Origin of the sequence: Planosporangium spinosum (genome assembly GCF_049999945.1) — a bacterium.
In the GTDB taxonomy this organism is placed as follows: Bacteria; Actinomycetota; Actinomycetes; order Mycobacteriales; family Micromonosporaceae; genus Planosporangium; species Planosporangium spinosum.
Genome location: NZ_JBLYUB010000013.1, coordinates 57,626 through 74,532, shown reverse-complemented (window position 1 = coordinate 74,532; position 16,907 = coordinate 57,626). Strand labels below are relative to the sequence as shown.

The following is a 16,907-nucleotide window of genomic DNA, read 5'->3' as shown; positions in this document are numbered from 1 at the left end:
CGATACGAACGAGGGATCCCGAATGAGTGACGCCAGCCCACTGGTCGAGCCGGTCTGGTCGGGCAATCCAGCCGGACCGGTTTCGCTCGATCGGTGGGCGTGGACGCGGCTCAGCGGGCCAACTTGACCAGTGGGGCCACGAGCGGCTTTGGGTCGTCGCCGAAGAGCAGCACGATGGTCTTGTGGCGGGCGCGGGTCAGCACCACGTACAGCAGGCGGGAGCCGGTTTCGAAGGGCTCGTGGCGTTCCGGTCCGTAGAAGTCGTTGCTGCGCAGGACGACGACGGTGGCGTCGGCTTCCCGTCCCTTGGTCTGGTACAGGCCCATGAGCTGCACCGGTGCGGCCGGCTCACCGGTGGCATAGGTGAACAGGTCGGTGCGGTACGCGGCGATGGCGGCGTCGAGGGCTTCCAACGCCTCGGCCGGGTCGCTGTGCCAACGTAGGTGACGTACGACTTGCGGCTGCAGCAGCTGAGCGGCGCGTTGCCAGTGACGGCCGCCGCGGGACAGCCCAAGAGTGTCGTGCGCCTCGGCGGCGAGGGCCACAGCGGCGGACGGCTCAGCACCGTGCAAGTGTTGGCGGAGGTCGTTCAGACGCCGCTCAAGGGTCGTGGGCACGGGGAGCTGGCCGAGGAGCATCCGAGCCAGGTCCGGGACCTGTTTGCCACGCACCGAGCTGGTCACGAAGACTGCGAGACGCTGCAGCACCCGCCGCCAGGAGGCGACACCGCCTGCGAACTGGACCATAGCGTGCTGCGCGTCAAGGGCGGAGCCGAGGCATTCTGGCAGGCCGATGGTCTCGTGAGCGATGTCGAGTCCGGTGAGCTGGTCGGACAGGCCGGTGGTGGCGTCGATGTGATGGCTGAACACCCCGACGGTGTGACCTTCGGCCCGCAGCTGCTGCACGACGTCAGCGACGACCTCCGCCTCGCGGTCGGTCGGCAGGCCCGCGCGGATGTGCAGTCGTCCGGTGTCCAAGGCGGCGGTGACGGCGTCATGGTCGAACTCGCGGCGGCGGATCGCGGCTGCCGCGGCCGGCAGGATGTTGCTGGGGTCGCGGTGGGACACGTCGGGTAGGTCGATGCGCCGCGCACCGGGCAGGTCGAGGGTGGTGTCGAGCCGTTCCGGCCCCACGCCGACGGCGTCGGGCAGATCGCTGTAGATGCACTGGTTGGGGTCGCCGAGCAGCAGCAGCCGGGCGTTGCCGCGGATGGCGGTCAACAGGCCGAACTGCCGGTCATCAGTGTCCTGGAACTCGTCGCAGACGATGATCGACCAGCGGGCCTGGAGGTGTTCGCGGACGGCCGGCACAGCGCACAGCTGCAGCGCGCGGGGCAGCATGTCCCGGTAGCGGATCGTGTCGCGGACGCGGAACAGCTTGGCTTCGGTCTCGCTGAGCATCCTCGGTTCGGCCAGCCCGACGACCCCACCCCAGCGAATGAGCAGGCGCCAAGCGAAGGCGTGGAAGGTGGTGATCTCCACTCGCGACTGGTACGGGCCGAGGACCTCGGCGGTGCGGTCGAGGATCTGCGCCACCGACGAACGGGAGAACGACAGGAACAGCGCCCGAGCCGCCGGCGGACGGGTGCGCCGGCGCGGGACGGCCGTGGCGGCGTAGTGGTCGTCGATGCGTTGCAGGTGCGCTCGGACAGCTGCCGCGGCCGTTGTGGTCTTGCCGGTGCCGGCACCGCCGCACACCAGCAGGACGGGATCGTCGGCGTCGATTACCTGCCGCTGCGTCGGGTCAGGCTGATAGGTCACGGCAGCTTCATCTCCACCAGGTTGACCTCGCCGACCGGCTTACACAGCGTGCTGAGGACCTTCCTGGCCAGTTGCGGAAGCTGACCTGGCGGCAGCGCCTCCACGAACGGCTGGTGCAGCCCACCCTTCTGCTTCAACTGCTTGATGATCTTGCCTTCGAGATCCTTGTCATCGATCGTGTCAACGTCGACGCCGGTCAAGTCGTAGTCGTCAACGAGCTGGCGCAGCGATGTCCGCAGCCGGGCCGGTTCGACGGCGTGGGTCAGTGCCCGTTCTACCGAGGTGCGTTCGGGCAGCTGGATAACCTGCTCGACCACCCCGGTGAGTTCGGCGATGAGGGCGGCGTCGGCGCCGGGCTTGTCGTTGTCGAGCACCACCCGCACGTGGAAGCCGAGGTCACTGGCGAGGCGGGCCAACTTGGGCAGTTCATCCTTGCCACCGTCGCCGTTGGCCGGGGCGACCATCCGCACACCGGACGCGGCCGGCGGTGCCACGCCAAACCGACGCAGCCGCTGGTCGGCGACGGCGGTGTAGCCGTCCAAGTCGTGCGCGCCTTCCAGCAGCGCCACGGTGCGGGCAGTCATCGCCGGTAGCAACAGCAGGTGCAGTTGGCGGCGGGCCGAGCGTTCCTTGCGGTCAGTGGTGGGCGCCAGCTGATGGACCTGACGGTGACCGTGGCTGCGGGTGAGCCGGATCATCTCCTCAGGTGTAAAGGCCCGAACCACGTCCGGGCGGCGGGTGGACAGCCACACCTGCCCGGCCTTGCGCCGCAGCAAGCAGGCCAGATACTCCGCAGAAGCCGCGTCAAGGTCATCGCCGAAGTCGTCAGCGAGCACAATCGCGCCAGGTGCCGACGCGGATACCACCGCCTCGGCAGTGGCCAGCACCCCAGTTGTGGTGGAACCGTGCGCCGTGAGCGGCAGTGGGCCGGCGGCATCGAGGGCCAGCGTGGGTTGTAGAGCCCGCAGAATCGCCGAGACGGAGCCGTCATCGGCGGCGAAGCCGATGTCGTCGGCCGGGCCGGTGCCGGTCATCTGCAGCAGCTGTGCCGCGCCGGCACCGAGGACCTCCTCGATCGTCTTGCGGATGCTGGTGCTGCCGGTCAGCCGGTCGGTCGCGTCGGCCAGATCCGTGTTCAACGCCGCCAGCGCCGCGAGTAGGTCCGGCTCGTCGGCGTCGAAGGCCAAGCGCCGGAACGTCCCCTCCGGGCGCAGTTGCAGCGGAGCACGCCGGTCCAGCACGATCGCCGCAACGAGGTCCCGCTCGGGGCGAGGTGCCCGCAGGCCGGTCTTCGGGTACTCCACCCAGTGCTCGGCGGTCTCGCTGGCCTGGTCAACGCGCAGCCGGTAGCACAACCGTAGCCCCATGACCGCCTCGGCGGCACGGGTCTCCTCCGCAGGCAGACCGGTATCCGGATCGACCAGCTCCAGCCGGTCGTCGAGCTCCTGCGCAACCGCCTCGTCGAGCTCGACCAACGTGACCTCGACCTCGGTCAGCTCATCCTCCGCGTCCAGCATCGGGACCGGTCGGTGCACGTCGAGCAGGTTGGGGCGGGCGTTGGTGCTACGCGGGTCGAGCACCCGACGCAACGCAGTGATCAGGTCGGTGCGACCGGCCCTCGGTTCACCGACCACCACGGCGTGCTCGGCCGGGAACAGCTCCAGGTCAGCGAAGCCACGGAATCGCTGCAAGCGAACCCTGAGTGCGCGCACGACGCCCTCCACCTCTCGAACTGATGCTCTCTGTCGGATCGGTCGAGTTGTTCCGATCGCAGCTCGGCCGGTGTATTGCCTCGCTCAACAGGACGTGTGTGTGGTCCGCCTAGAGCCGCTCTATCTTGCCGCACTTACCCCGGGTGCCGCCGCTGACTTTCTGGCGCGGACACCTCCAACCCGTCGCTGGCGCCACCGGCATTCCCGCAGCGCACCGCCATGAGCGCCGCCGCTCGGCCCATCGACAGCAACGTGCGGACGCCGTCGGCCCGAGCCGGTGTTCACCCGATCCGGTGAAGCGCCGCCCACCGATAAGTCCCCCCACCTACGAGGAAGGTCTTCGGCCGCTCATGCGGCGGCTGTCAGTGGCGCGCTTGCCTGCAGCGCGGTGCTACCCGCGTCGCCGCAGGAGCTGCCGCACCTGTGCCGGATGATGGTGCGGTGGCATACGACCTGACCCGGCTCGACGAGCGGCGATTCGAGGACCTCTGCCGGGCGTTGGCGGTGCATGTGCTCGGGCCTGGCCTGCAGGTATTCGGTCCCGGGCCGGACGGCGGTCGGGAGGCCGCGTTCGACGGCCCGGTGCCGTACCCGACCAGCAGCGACGGCTGGGACGGCTACGGCGTGCTGCAGGCCAAGTGTCGCCAGCACGACCTGGGGCGCAACGACACTGATTGGCTGAGCCGCACCATCACCCGCGAGCTGGACCTCTGGGCCGACCCCGCCCGCAAGCGGGTCAGCGATGGCCGGACCCCGCAGTACCTGATCGTCGTGACGAACGTGCGGCTGACCAGCGTCGCGCGACGCGGCGGCATCGACCGGGTCCGGACCCTGCTCGCCGGCTACGCCGACCGGCTCGGCCTGAAGGGTTGGGATCTGTGGGACGCCAACAAGCTCTCCGCGCTCCTCGACGCCTACCCTGACGTCGCGGAACGCTTCGCCGAGTTCATCACGCCGGGCCAGGTGCTGGTCAAGGCGATCGGCACGCTCGATGAGGTCCACACCGCCCTGACCGGCGGCCGGTTCACGATTGGCCAGGGCCAGCCTGGCTGCCGGCGGGCGTTCGAGGCTGCGCACCGCGCCGCCGGTGGCGCGGCCGTACTCGGCGAGCCGAGCAGCGAGGTGTACGACGACGGACCGGGCTGGGTCCAGCACTTCACCGCCCCATCCAGCGCGACAGCTGACGGACCGGTCGGCAGCGAGGCGGTGATCTGCGCCGGGCTCGGCCAGCCGGCGGTCGCGGTCACCGCCGAGCTGTGGGACACCATCCGCGCCGCTGGCGGCGCCGGGCAGCTGGCCGCGGTGGGCTACCCGGTCGTCACCGCCGACACTGCGCCGCTGCTGTCCACCGACACGGACGAGGTGCTCCTCGATGGCGGTGACTGGAAGGCCGGCCGCCTGGTCCGTGACGTCGGCGGCTGGCGGTGGAAGCCGCAGCTGGCGTCCAGTTTCGACGTCGGCATGACCCGCGACTGGCACACCGCCGGCGGCGACACGATGGACCTGCGGCTGCGCTGCGCCGCCACCATGCGCTGGGCCGACATCGCAGCGTTCGCGATCGACGGCGACGGACGGCGGCGCCTAGGCGCCGCGCTGCGCGAAGGACCGCTCAACGAGGTCATCGCCGCGCTCGCCGCCCGGTTCGGGCTTGACGTCGTCGGTGACTGGGAACGGACCCCCGAGGCCGAGGGCTACAACGACCGCCGCTTCGCCAGCTACCGGCGGCTGGTACCCGGCACCGAAGGCCGTCCGGCGCTCGGAGTGTGGGCGCGGTTTCAGCTGCCCGACGGGCTGCGTGACACCGTCGTGAGCATCGTCGACCTGCGCATCGACTTCACCGCCTTGCCCGAGCACGCCACCGGCCCGGATGCCCCGCCGGTCGACCCGGGTCATCGGCTGGACACGGCCTGGCTGCACCGCTACCTGGCCGCCGCGTGGCTGGCCGCGTCCCGGTCGCTGCCGCTCGCCGCCACCCCACATCCCGACGCCGTCACACCAGCCGGGCCGAGCCGCGTTGAAGTGCACCTGAGTACCGAACGGCCGTGGGCGTCGCCGCCTGGCGGACGGGTCGTCAGGCTGCTCGACATGCTCGATCTCGCCGACTGGGGTAGCCCACCCGAGCAACTCGGGCCGTGGATGTCGGCGACGGTGACCACGCCGTTGGACCTCACCGTCGCCGAGGTCGATGACCACGTCAAGCACACACTGCGGTACCTGGCATCCGGGTTCGGGTTCCTCGAACCCGACGACTGACAGCGGTTCCGACCGGTCTGGCGGGTTCCGTCGCAGCTCCCGGGCCGCCGTTCAGGTTTCCCGACCCGAGGGCGACGTTGTGGTGGCGGGCAGGTGCAGCAGGTCGGCATTCACGGCGGCGAGGACGCCGGCGTCGGTGTTGTCCTGGCCGTGTTGTTCGCCGCACGGGCAGAACGTCCACGCGCCGTCCTGGAGTTGGTCGCGCAGGACCTCCAGGGTCTCGTGGGACCAGGCGGCGACGTCGGCGCCGACGATGACGAACGATGTGCCGGGCGGAGAGTCGCGGATGGCCAGCCTGAGACCGGACACGGCTTCGCTGGCCCGGCGGAGGTCCAGCACGGGCTGGGGCCGCTGCTGGTCGCCGTTGATCGCGGCGTAGATGACCGCCTGGCCGAGCCCGGCGAGCAGCCGGGCGGCGACCCGCACCGCGAGATGCTCCGGCGGCCCGGTGGGCGCTGCACGTTGCTGTACATCGGCCATCATCGCCGTCGCGGTGGCCCGCCCCCAGCCCTCGTCGATGTAGCTGCGCAGCACCGTCTGCGGGGTGATCCGCAGGGCACCGTTGCGTTGTGGGATCGGCGGACGCGTTTAACTTGGGCGTGGGCTCGAGGTCAGATGGTTCGGGCGAGTCCACTGAACGCCGTAGCGACCCGCAGAGCGGGCGGGGCGTCGATACCGAGTTCGTAGTGTCCACGTCGAAGGTTCTGCATGAAGGCGTGCGCGGCGATGATCACGTGTGCTGTCTCGTCCGTTCGTAGTCCGCGCATCGGTCTCAGCCGGTGTTTGAGCCGACCGTGGCCAGCCTCGATCGAATTATTGGCGTACTGCTCGACGTGATGCCACGCCTGCGGGATCAGCTCGTCGAGCACGCCGGGGTAGACCGCGGCGTCGTCGGTGACCACCTCACTGGGTATCACCTTCAACGCCGAGAGCGCTCGTCGGAAGAACCTGCGTGCCGCGTCGGCGTCGCGGCAAGCCGACACCAGCACGTCGATGATCTGCCCGTACTGGTCGACCGCCCGGTAGACGTAGCGCCAGACTCCGTTGACCTTCACGTAGGTCTCGTCGACGAACCACCTGTCGCCCGGTGAATGGCGGGCGAACCGGGCGGCGTCGGCCAGCAGCGGGGTGAACCGCTGCACCCACCGGTACACGGTGACGTGGTCGACCTCCACACCGCGCTCGACCAGTAGCTCCTCAACGTCGCGATAGGACAAATCGAACCGTAGATACCACCGCACCGCGACGACGATCACCTCGGCTGGGAACCGGAAGCCAGCGAACGCCGACTTCGAAGGCAGCCACGGGCGAGGACGGCTCGACAGCTTCACCGCTCAAGCCTGCCTCGATCATGCCAACGCCCAACGCAACGGAGCCCTCCGCGGCGCCCTTGGGGCGTAGCTACAGGCCGAGTCCGAGCCCGCCGGGAAGGAACCGCAGGGTGCGTTCGTCGGCGCGCTGAAGTTCTTCGAGGGACTTGATCAGCATCCCGCACGTTTCCTTCCAGGAGCGAGGGCAGCCGGCCAGGATAAGGCATGTCGACCTAATCGACATGCCGTGAATAGCAATGGTGGTGTTCGAGTCGGGTTTCTGATAGATGGCAGGTCGACACTGTCGGCCGCTATGCCCCTGCTTCGTCAGGATGTGCTGCTGATCGGATGCGGTCCACCTTTCGGTGGGAGACGTATTCATCGTCGTGCGGCAGAATCGGAAGGTCGGCCGCCATGTCGACCATCGTCGGCGATCACGGTGCATGGTGGGTCGGCTACCTGGTGTTCGTCTCGTGCGTTCGGAAGGATCAAGGTTGGAGCTGCAAGACGCCGAGGCGTACGTCAGGCAAGTCACCCGGAGAACGTCGACCAAGGATGCGCTGGCGTGGCTCAGCGAGGAGCGGGCGGTCGCTCGGCCTATCGATCTGCCGGACCTGTTGGCCTCGTTACTGACGATCGAGGATCAGGCGGCGGCCGATGTCCAAGGGCTGGCTAGCCGGGTGATCCGGCAGGTCTGCCGGGCCGAGGTGGTGTCGGAGCTGGATCCGAGCCAGGAGCTTCTCGCACTGGATGAGGTGTTGCGGCCGGCGCAGTACAGGGCGGCCCTCGACGCGCTGGCCGCCAGGACTGCGACTCGGAGCCTGGCGAGCGTGACCTTGGCCGCTGTCATTGCTGCTCAACAGGACGACCGCAACGTCGTGACCGCACTCTGTGCAGCAGCGGGCCTGTCCTACCGCGATCTGCGCGCCAGAGTTCGCGATGCGTCGGTTCCCACCGACCTACGTGGCAAGTGGAAGAACGACCAACTGAAGGCGGTGTTCGACGTCATCGACGCGGTTATCACCGGCCGGGTGACGGCGAGTAGTCCGACTGCCCAACCGGCCCGGCCGGTTGAACACCTGCTGCCTGACATCGACGACGAGCCTGGGCGGCAGCGCGGATGGGCGCTGGTTGAGGAAATGCGAGTCAACGGCGTCCCGTATGAGCTTCTGCTGACCCAGCGAGCAGTCGGCAGTGCATGGGTCGCCCACAGGAGCAGCACGGGCAAGAAGGTACAGGCTGCGGTAACGACGTCCCTGTGCGAGCTGCTTGACGAGCGGGCGGTGCCATATCACCGGCTTGCGATGAACGCGGCATCACGTGAGTTGTTGACGCGAGTGGGAGCCAACCCGGCTGCTGCTGCAGAAGATGGACGAAACGAGGGCGGACAACTCGCAGTCCTGGTAACTACGTCGACGCTGACGCACGCGGTCGCCGTCTCGGTCGCACGGGACGGCGGAACAGCAAGGAAGAGTGGAGCGAGGTTGAGCACGCTTCCGGCACGCCTCGGCATTGCCTGCAGTGTGGTGTTGGTAGGGCCGGGATGGGCGGAGCGGAACACCACCGCCGAGCTTGCCCGCCCCTTTTCCGGGCGAATCTACACGGAGCGGACAGTCCGCGAGCTGGCGGACGCGCTCAGCGCGATGGTGACGCAGGGCGAAGGTGTCATACCGGCCGGGCAGAATGGCGGCGCACAGCCCGCCGAGCCAGCTGACGATCCACGAGAGGCCCGCCCATGAGTTCGCTGACCCAGCACGCCCGGCGCGAGATCATCGCGGCAGCCAAGGCAGCCGTCACCGAACAGAACGAACGCAGACCGTTCGAATGGCGCGGCGAGCACATCATGCTGCCCGTGGTCACCATCCCGGTAGGTGACGTCCTGCTTAACCACCGCACGCACCGCGTACGCGCCCAGGTCGACAGCCTCGGAGCTGCCGGCACCATCATCGAGACCAACCCGCACAGCGACGAGGCGCAGCGACTACTAGCCGAGCTCATTCGGCAGACCAGCGGCTACGCCGAGGTCAAGGCGACCATGCGACACCAGAAGCAACAGGAGCCAGGGCTCATCACCCACGAGGGAGTGCTGGTCAACGCGAACACCAGGGCGGTCGCGCTGCGAGACCTGTATGAAGAGCTTCCGCACGAGAGGGCCTTCGCATTCATTAAGGTACAGGTTCTGCCGGAGAACGCCGACAGCACCGAGATCATGCAGCTCGAGTTCAACTTCCAGATGCGGCGGAACTACCAGCAGCCGTACTCGTTCACGAATCAGTTGCTGTTCATCAAGGACTTACTCGACTCCGGACTGAAACCGGAGGAGATCGGCGTGCAGATGAAGCCGCACTACGATCCGACATCGCCGAAGGATCGGCGCGCAGCCGCCGAGGAAGTAGAGGTCGAGGACCGGCTTCGGCAGATCATCGAGGAACTGATCACCGCAAGCGGTGGAGCGCTGCGCTGGCCGGACTTCGACGACGACCGACAGAATCTGATCGAGATCGATGAGTCCTACCGCAGGATGGCCGCGCGCAAAACCCCTGATGCAGCGCGCCGCGTCAAACAAGCGAAACTCGTCGGCCTCCTCGCCGGGATGGACTACCGGCGGGTCCGGCAAATCGATGAGTCGTACCTGGATAGCTATGTACTCCAGGCGATGGAGGAAGAACCGAACTTGCGGCCAGCCGCAAGAGCCCTGGCCATCGGACGAAAGGAGACGCCCCGCGCGGACCTGGGCGGGCTTTCCATCCTCGACGATCTCGACGAGGATTCGCCTGTTGATCAACTCGGCGAGGTCACTCTTCAGCCGCTGTTCGACGTGCTCGTCCGGCACGGCAAGGTCGACGGTGACACGGACTGGGATGCCGAGGTCGAGGTGCCGACCGACGACGGCATGACGATCTTGCCGAAGAACACATTTTTCGACGCGGTCAAGGCCGCGATGCAAACGGCGGCGGACAGCAAGGCGCAGGACGATCAGGGCCAGGACGCCCTCGACATTCCACGGCGACAGCTGAACGCTGCTGGTGCCGCATGTGACCGTGTGCGCCGGGCGTACGACGAGTTGGAGGACGACGGCGACCGGCCGAATCCGGCAGCGCTTGAGCAGGCCCTCGAAGCGTATCTGCGCTCGCACGACGAACTGTTGCACTACCTGGCCGAGCGCGGGTTCGCCGCCGCAGAGGATCGACTGTGACCGACGGCCCGGCCATCTCGCTTGACTTTGACCCCACGGCGAATGTGGTCCTCGCCCAGAAGGTCGGTGCCGTCCCTGACGTGTTCTGGGGCCAGTTGCGTGTCGAGTGGGGCTACGACGGCGACCCGGCGCGCTCCGTCCGGGTGCCGCTCGAACGGTTCCGCGAGAATATCGGCTGGCTAGGCCCGGCCTGTAACCGCTACAACGTCGACATCGCCTGGAAGCCAGCCGCCGAAGCGATTATCACGACGATCAAGCTTGAACGCCGACAGCTGGAACACGCACGCCGTCAGGCCAGCACACCGATGACGGCCGACGACGTGCAGCGCCGGCTCGATGGCAGCCGTTTCGCCAGGCCGCTCAAGCCGTTCCAGCTTCGCGATGCTGCCAAACTGCTCGGGCTGGCGCACGGCGCAAACTTCTCGGTACCCGGCGCTGGCAAGACAACCGTGGCTTACGCCGTCTATGAGGCGGAGCACCACGCTGGGAAGGTCGACCAGCTCCTAGTCGTTGCGCCGCTGTCGGCGTTCGACGCGTGGCAGACCGAGGTCGAAGAGTGCTTCAAGCCGGGGATGGCACCGGTCGTCAAGGTGTTCGGGACGCCGGGCAGCCAGGACGCCGAGATCCTGCTGGTCAACTATCACCGCCTGGCGGCGAACCTCAGCGGGCTCACGAAGTGGGTCCGCAGACGGCGGACGCTGGTGCTGCTCGATGAGGCGCACCGGATGAAGGCGGGCCGTGTCGGCCAACATGGCAGCGCGTGCCTCGACCTTGCGTTTTCCGCCTCGCGGCGAGACATTCTGACGGGTACGCCTGCCCCGCAATCGGTGCAGGATTTTGTCGCCCTGTACGAGTTTCTGTGGCCGGGGCAGGCACGACGGATCCTCCCGGCCGAGGCGTTGACGACGAAGCCTCAGCCGGATGCGCTCCACGCAATCAACCGGGCTATCGAGCCGCTCTTCGTGCGTACGACGAAGAAGGAACTGGAGCTTCCTGCGCCTTCCCTGCGGCCGGTCGTCGTCCCACTCACTGGGCTACAGCGCGAGATCTATTCGAGCCTCCGCGATCGCTACGCCGGTATGCTGCGCGTGTCGATGAACGACCGAGTCGAACTGGCGCGCATGGGCACGATCGTCATGTACCTGCTCGAGGCGGCGAGCAATCCCCAACTCCTCGCCGTCGGCTCACGCGACCTGCCCGGTGAATTCGCCCATCCACCGTTGCCCGTCGAGCCCGGCAGCCGGTTGTGGGAGATGATCGTCGGCTACGGCCGTTATGAGACACCACCGAAGTTCACCCGATTGCGGGAGATCATCGCGCAGAACGTCGCTGATCCAGCTGGTCCTCGCAAGACGCTGGTGTGGTCGAACTTCGTCTCGAACCTCGAAGGGCTGAGACGGTGGCTGGCGGAATACCAGCCGGCCATGATCCACGGCGGAGTTCCGTCGATCACCAGTGCGCCCAGCGCAACGATCACCCGAGAATCGGAACTGCGCCGCTTCCGGAAGGACGATGACTGCAAGGTACTGCTGGCCAACCCGGCGGCGATGAGCGAGGGCGTCAGCCTCCACCACGACTGTCATGACGCTGTCTACTTCGACAGGACCTTCAACGCTGGGCACTACCTGCAGAGCATCGATCGCATCCACCGGCTCGGGATGGACCCTGAACAGCGCACGACGCTACTTTTCATGATGACGGATGACACCGTCGATCAGGTCGTCGACACCCGTATCCGGGACAAGGCCACGAACCTTGCCCGCGCCTTGGACGACAAGGAGCTCGTACGGATGTCCCTGCCCGATGACGAAGACTACGGACCGCCGATCGAGACCGATGCGGATATGGCTGCGCTGCTTGCCCACATCTACGGCCAGGACCAGTGAACAACGGTGTTGCCCGAGCCGCTGCCATTCCATCCGAATCACCGCCATCTCCAGGCAGCCTTTTACGTTGCCCGGCTACTCAAGCCTGACGGGGAGCCTCGGCACGCCCTCGATCGGAGTTACCGGAGCCTCCCGACCGGTGCGCTGCACGATCACCGCAGCCTCGCCGAGGGCGAACGTCTGCTCGCCCGCGCTGGCCTACTCGCGACACGGCAACACCTCGTCGTCCCGTCCGAAGACCTACTGACCATGGCGCGATTGCCGGTGGACACATTCGTTGAGGCATTGCTCTTCAAGATCCTGACCGAGCAACGCGAGGTGTGGCTGGCACAGATGGCGACGACCGACGAGGTCCGCTGGGAACTCGTGCCGTACGACGTGGCCACGGCGCTAGCCTCGACCTTCGAAGACGTGCGCGAACGCGACGCGTGGCTGCTGGCCGCCGCCCGGAAAGTCGACCTCCAAGTGCTGCAGGAGTTCGGGGACGAGGGCGAGCAGGCGGTGCTCGAGGCATGTCGGACCCATTTGCGCAGCGCCGGCATGCAGCACATGCTGCCCGATGTGGCCCAGGTCAGCCTGATCGACGACACCTTGGGCTACGACGTCGCCAGCCCCGATGCCACCGGCCAGCGTCACCGGATCGAGGTCAAAGCGACCTCGGCGCCACCAGGCTGGGTGGAGTTCTTCATCAGCCGCAACGAGGCCACCGTGGCCGAACGCGATCCGCGCTGGTCGCTGGTGGTCACCCGGCGGGAGCACGATCCCACCATCAACGGAGCGGTCATGCAGGTCGCCGGATGGCTCACCCACAGCGATTTCGCCGCGGCTCTACCTGCGGACCCGCCACTCGACGAAGGCCGGCTCCGAGGCCGCTGGGCGTCATGTCGGATCACGATCAGTGCCCAGTGTCTACGTCCCGGTCTCCCGCTTAGAAAGCCAGACGAACTAGGCTGAACCGGCAGTCCGGCAGGTCGACTCCCGATCCGGCAAACAGCGCCGTAACATGATCGGTCGTTCGGGTGTACGACACGCACCTCCGCGCATACGTGACACGAACGCCTCGACAGTTCAGTGAGCGACTATAGGATAACTATGACTGCGATGACGGCCCCAACGACCGACCTGCCACCGTCGGTCCCGTCGTCCCCGCAGCACGAGCCACTTCGCAGTCCCCTCGGCGACCTCGACTACCTGCAGGTCAGTGCGGAAGCTCGAGCCGAGAGCCGCAACCGGGAGATCCACCTCCCGCCAATCAGCACCTACCGTTGGTGGGCACGAAGGACCAGCGCCGTCAACGGTGCGGTGATCGACGCGTTCAACGCGATGACACCTGGTCGGCTCCTCGTGGCTGACATGTTCGCTGGAGGCGGTGTCATACCCCTCGCAGCCGTCGCGAGGGGCCATCAGGTCTACGCCCAGGATCTCAACCCTTGGCCAGCCGCCGGACTCACCGCCATGCTCGGCCTTCCCGCACCCGACAAGCTCCGTGAGGCGGCGTCGACGATCGAGCAGTGGATCCACACCGAGGTCGAAACCGCCTACGGCACGACGCTCACCGACGGCACCAGAGGCGTCGTCTCCCACACGATCCGAGTGGCAACCGGTGAATGTACCGGCTGCGGTCGGCGTGCGCGCATGTTCCCACACGCACTCGTGTCGCTGCGTGTCCGCAAAGAGAGCGGAAACCCCCAAGCGTGGATGGCGTGTCGGCGCGGCCACCTTTTTTCGGCCAAGTCTGACAAACGTCGACGCTGCCCAACCTGCCACGTCCTGGTCGAGCCGACAGCCGTCTACACGCCGATGCGGACGATTACCTGCGAATGCGGTAAGACTGACCGCCTTGCCGATCGCGCCAAGACCTGGGGATGGGATATCGTCCTCGTCGATCGGTCCAGTCGGACCGCCCGCGAGGTCGACATCCCCACCGAGGCCGAAAGCGAGAAGGCTGACTCCAGTAGGTGGCGACCGGTCCACGACCTAGGGGCGATTCCACCTGGCCAGGAGACAAGTGTTCTCACCCGCCATGGCTTCAAGCGCTGGCAGGATCTGTATCCGGACCGGCAGCGTCACATGCTTGAGCGCTTGCTCGACCTAGCGAGCCGCTGTTCAGAAGATCCCGCGGTCATCCGCGCGGCGGAATTGGCCGTCGTCGGCAGTGCCGAAATGGCCGGACACCTGTCTCGATGGGACCGGTTCTACCTTAAGAGCTTCGAGTCGATGGCGGGCCATCGATTCAACCTCACGACCCTCGCCGTCGAGCCTAACGTCTGGGGAGGTGCGGGCCGCGGACGCGGAACCGTACTACGCCGCCTCAATCTGCTCGTCAAATCTGCAACGTGGCTACAGGGGAAGACCGGCCGGGAACTGCTGGTCCAAGGCCCGCTCACCAGCAGCACACCGGCAACGGCCATGAACGACTGGGACGTGCGCGTTGTCGAAGGCAGCAGCGAGCAGATGGTCCTGCCGCCCAACTCCGTGCACCTGGCCCTGACCGATCCGCCCTATCACGATGACGTCCAATACGCAGAACTGTCCGGTCCCTTGCGCGCGTGGGCTCGCCTCGCGAACGAAAGGCTCACCAACGAGGCACTGACCGGCGAAGCCGTGGTCAACAGCACCACGGGTCAACTGGTTGACGACGGCGCTTACGAGGCACTGTTGGGACGCATCTTCAAAGAGGTTCGCCGGACGCTCCGGCCAGACGGGCACCTCATCTTCAGCTACGCCAACCGAAGCCCACGCGCCTGGACCGCCGTCTTCGGCGCGCTGCAGAGCGCCGGTCTGCGCGCCGTGGGCTGCGAGATGGTGCACAGCGAGAACGAAACCGACCACGCGAAGCGGGGGGTGCGAGCATGCACCCTAGACCTCATGCTCGACCTCGTTCCGGATGGACCGTCTGCCATCGAGCAGCACCGGCCGCAGCCCGCCCCGGACATCCCACAAACTGACGAACGACGGTTCCTCAGCGCCGTTGCCGACATTTTCCTGCAAGTTGGCGACCTCAAGGACGGATGGAGGCTTGAGGTCCAGAAGACGCTGTCGGAGCATCCCTTCATCACGTCACCGGCCGACCAAACCGCTATGGTGACCACGGGCACAGCAGAGAGGGACGCCACATCGGCGAACCGTACTTGATTTCTGGGGAATGTCACTCAAGGCCCTGATCTACCGCGGTCATGCCATGGGCTTGTGGGGCTCGAATACTCGGTTCGGCCGTCCTGAAGTGCAGTTCTGTGCAAGCTCGAGCCCTGCGCAGCCGTCATGCTCGTGGCCATGAGCGCATCGCTGGTGTACCTGCTCCTGCGCCAGATCCTGCAAATGTTGACCCAGCTTGCCCGGGACGGCGGCGCCAAGGATGCCGAGATCCTGGTGTTCCGCCACCAGGTGGCGGTGCTGCGCCGCCAGGTGCACCGCCCCTGCCTCCAACCCGCCGACCGAGTGGTGCTGGCAGTGCTGTCACAGCTACTGCCCCGCCCACGCTGGTCGGTATTCTTCGTGACTCCGGCGACGCTTCTTCGTTGGCATCGTGTGCTGCTTACCCGACACTGGACGTACCCGCATACACGACCCGGCCGGCCACCGGTCGACAAGCAGGTCCGTGACCTGGAGCTGCGCCTCGCGGCGGAGAACCCCTCGTGGGGGCACCGACGGATACAGGGTGAGCTGGTCGGGCTGGGCTACCGGTTGGCGGCCAGCACGGTGTGGAAGATCCTCAACCAGGCCGGGGTCGACCCGGCGTCCCGGCGGTCTGGGTCGACCGAGCGGTGCTCGCCGCCCTGATCAACCTCCTGCCTCGGGCGCTGAAGGCCCACCGGCTCGTCACCCCGGCCACGGTCCTTGCCTGGCATCGGCGGCTGGTCGCCCGGCACTGGACGTATCCCCACCGGCAAGGACGCCCGCCCATCGATCCGGCCATCGCCGCCTTGGTCGAGCAGATGGCCCGAGACAACCCCGGCTGGGGCTACCAGCGCGTCCAAGGCGAACTACTCGGCCTCGGTCACCGCGTGGGCGCGTCCGCGATCCGCCGGATCCTCAAACGTCTGGGCATACCACCAGCGCGGGTGCGCCGCGACCTCACCACCTGGCGGCGGTTCCTCCGCACGCAGGCGTCGACCATGCTGGCCTGCGACTTCTTCCACGTGGACTGCGCGCTCACCCTCCAGCGCCTGTATATCTTCTTCGCAATAGAGGTCGGCAGCCGCTACGTGCGCATCCTCGGCATCACCACCAACCCCGACGGGCTCTGGACCAGTCAGCAAGCCAGGAATCTACTCATGGACCTCGGCGACCGGGCCGGGCAGTTCAGATTTTTGATCCGGAACCGGGCCGGGCAGTTCACGGCCGCCTTCGACACCGTCCTGGCCGATGCCGGCATCACCGTCTGCAAGATCCCACCCCGAAGCCCTCGGGCGAACGCCTACGCCGAAAGATTCGTTCTCACCGCCCGTACCGAGGTCACCGACCGCGTGCTCATCCTCGGCGAACGACATTTACGCCGAACACTTGGCGACTACGCCCGCCACTACAACGCCCGACGTCCGCACCGGGCACTGGCGATGCAGCCGCCACGATCCGACCGTCCACCCGCTGACTCGGCCCACCAGCGAATCAAGCGCCGACCCATCCTCGGAGGGCTCATCACCGAGTACGACCGGGCCGCATAGAAGTCCCATTCACCGCCGGTGGCAGGTTTTTGGAACCCCACAGGGCACAGCAGGCTGGGCAGTAGCTACCCGGAGCCAGCCAGCGGCGCCCACGCTGCGAGGGTTTCCTGCGCAGTGCTCGCGGGC

The 16,907-nt window shown here is 67.2% G+C and carries 12 protein-coding genes; 8 read left to right on the top strand and 4 right to left on the bottom strand.

Features of this window, described 5'->3' with window-relative positions; all coding sequences use genetic code 11:
• Nucleotides 1–110 precede the first annotated feature (110 nt).
• Nucleotides 111–1,760 carry a UvrD-helicase domain-containing protein gene (locus tag ACNTMW_RS18425; protein ID WP_426634895.1) on the bottom strand — a complete coding sequence of 550 codons (1,650 nt, stop codon included), beginning with the start codon at nucleotides 1,758–1,760 and terminating at the stop codon, nucleotides 111–113.
• Nucleotides 1,757–3,472, bottom strand: a complete 1,716-nt coding sequence (locus ACNTMW_RS18420) for an OLD family protein (protein ID WP_426634894.1) — start codon at nucleotides 3,470–3,472, stop codon at nucleotides 1,757–1,759. Before ACNTMW_RS18420 ends, ACNTMW_RS18425 begins: the two co-directional genes overlap by 4 nt.
• Nucleotides 3,473–3,913: 441 nt before the next feature.
• On the opposite strand from ACNTMW_RS18420, the gene ACNTMW_RS18415 reads away from it, so the two are divergent.
• Nucleotides 3,914–5,725 (top strand): hypothetical protein, encoded by a 1,812-nt coding sequence (locus ACNTMW_RS18415; RefSeq protein ID WP_426634893.1) that lies wholly within the window; start codon nucleotides 3,914–3,916, stop codon nucleotides 5,723–5,725.
• A 51-nt stretch (nucleotides 5,726–5,776) separates the two neighbouring features.
• Here the strand turns inward: ACNTMW_RS18415 and ACNTMW_RS18410 are convergent, their stop codons facing one another.
• Both ACNTMW_RS18410 and ACNTMW_RS18405 read right to left on the bottom strand, forming a co-directional pair.
• Nucleotides 5,777–6,259, bottom strand: coding sequence for a hypothetical protein (locus tag ACNTMW_RS18410; protein ID WP_426634892.1), 483 nt, complete (start codon nucleotides 6,257–6,259; stop codon nucleotides 5,777–5,779).
• 77 nt (nucleotides 6,260–6,336) lie between these two features.
• Nucleotides 6,337–7,026, bottom strand: coding sequence for an IS6 family transposase (locus tag ACNTMW_RS18405; protein ID WP_426635003.1), 690 nt, complete (start codon nucleotides 7,024–7,026; stop codon nucleotides 6,337–6,339).
• Between the two features lie 503 nt (nucleotides 7,027–7,529).
• Between ACNTMW_RS18405 and ACNTMW_RS18400 the strand changes: the two genes are divergently transcribed.
• From ACNTMW_RS18400 to ACNTMW_RS18370, 7 genes are all read left to right on the top strand, one after another.
• On the top strand, nucleotides 7,530–8,774 hold the full coding sequence (locus ACNTMW_RS18400) for a hypothetical protein (protein ID WP_426634891.1): 1,245 nt from the start codon (nucleotides 7,530–7,532) through the stop codon (nucleotides 8,772–8,774).
• Nucleotides 8,771–10,231 carry a hypothetical protein gene (locus ACNTMW_RS18395; protein WP_426634890.1) on the top strand — a complete coding sequence of 487 codons (1,461 nt, stop codon included), beginning with the start codon at nucleotides 8,771–8,773 and terminating at the stop codon, nucleotides 10,229–10,231. The genes ACNTMW_RS18400 and ACNTMW_RS18395 overlap by 4 nt, the downstream gene beginning before the upstream one ends.
• Nucleotides 10,228–12,117, top strand: a complete 1,890-nt coding sequence (locus tag ACNTMW_RS18390; protein WP_426634889.1) for a DEAD/DEAH box helicase — start codon at nucleotides 10,228–10,230, stop codon at nucleotides 12,115–12,117. Before ACNTMW_RS18395 ends, ACNTMW_RS18390 begins: the two co-directional genes overlap by 4 nt.
• A 6-nt stretch (nucleotides 12,118–12,123) precedes the next feature.
• Nucleotides 12,124–13,071: a protein NO VEIN domain-containing protein gene (locus ACNTMW_RS18385; protein WP_426634888.1), complete on the top strand. Its 948-nt coding sequence runs from the start codon at nucleotides 12,124–12,126 to the stop codon at nucleotides 13,069–13,071.
• A gap of 138 nt (nucleotides 13,072–13,209) precedes the next feature.
• On the top strand, nucleotides 13,210–15,252 hold the full coding sequence (locus tag ACNTMW_RS18380) for a hypothetical protein (RefSeq protein WP_426634887.1): 2,043 nt from the start codon (nucleotides 13,210–13,212) through the stop codon (nucleotides 15,250–15,252).
• Between the two features lie 138 nt (nucleotides 15,253–15,390).
• The gene (locus ACNTMW_RS18375) at nucleotides 15,391–15,897 is read left to right on the top strand and encodes a helix-turn-helix domain-containing protein (protein ID WP_426634886.1); all 507 of its coding nucleotides are present in this window, start codon (nucleotides 15,391–15,393) and stop codon (nucleotides 15,895–15,897) included.
• Nucleotides 15,882–16,781: an integrase core domain-containing protein gene (locus ACNTMW_RS18370; protein ID WP_426634885.1), complete on the top strand. Its 900-nt coding sequence runs from the start codon at nucleotides 15,882–15,884 to the stop codon at nucleotides 16,779–16,781. The genes ACNTMW_RS18375 and ACNTMW_RS18370 overlap by 16 nt, the downstream gene beginning before the upstream one ends.
• The last annotated feature ends 126 nt before the right edge of the window (nucleotides 16,782–16,907 follow it).

Bases quoted from the DNA above. Each gene is read 5' to 3' on its own strand.
- ACNTMW_RS18395 (WP_426634890.1), top strand. From the start codon at position 8,771: ATGAGTTCGCTGACCCAGCACGCCCGGCGCGAGATCATCGCGGCAGCC.
- ACNTMW_RS18380 (WP_426634887.1), top strand. From the start codon at position 13,210: ATGACTGCGATGACGGCCCCAACGACCGACCTGCCACCGTCGGTCCCG.
- ACNTMW_RS18375 (WP_426634886.1), top strand. From the start codon at position 15,391: ATGAGCGCATCGCTGGTGTACCTGCTCCTGCGCCAGATCCTGCAAATG.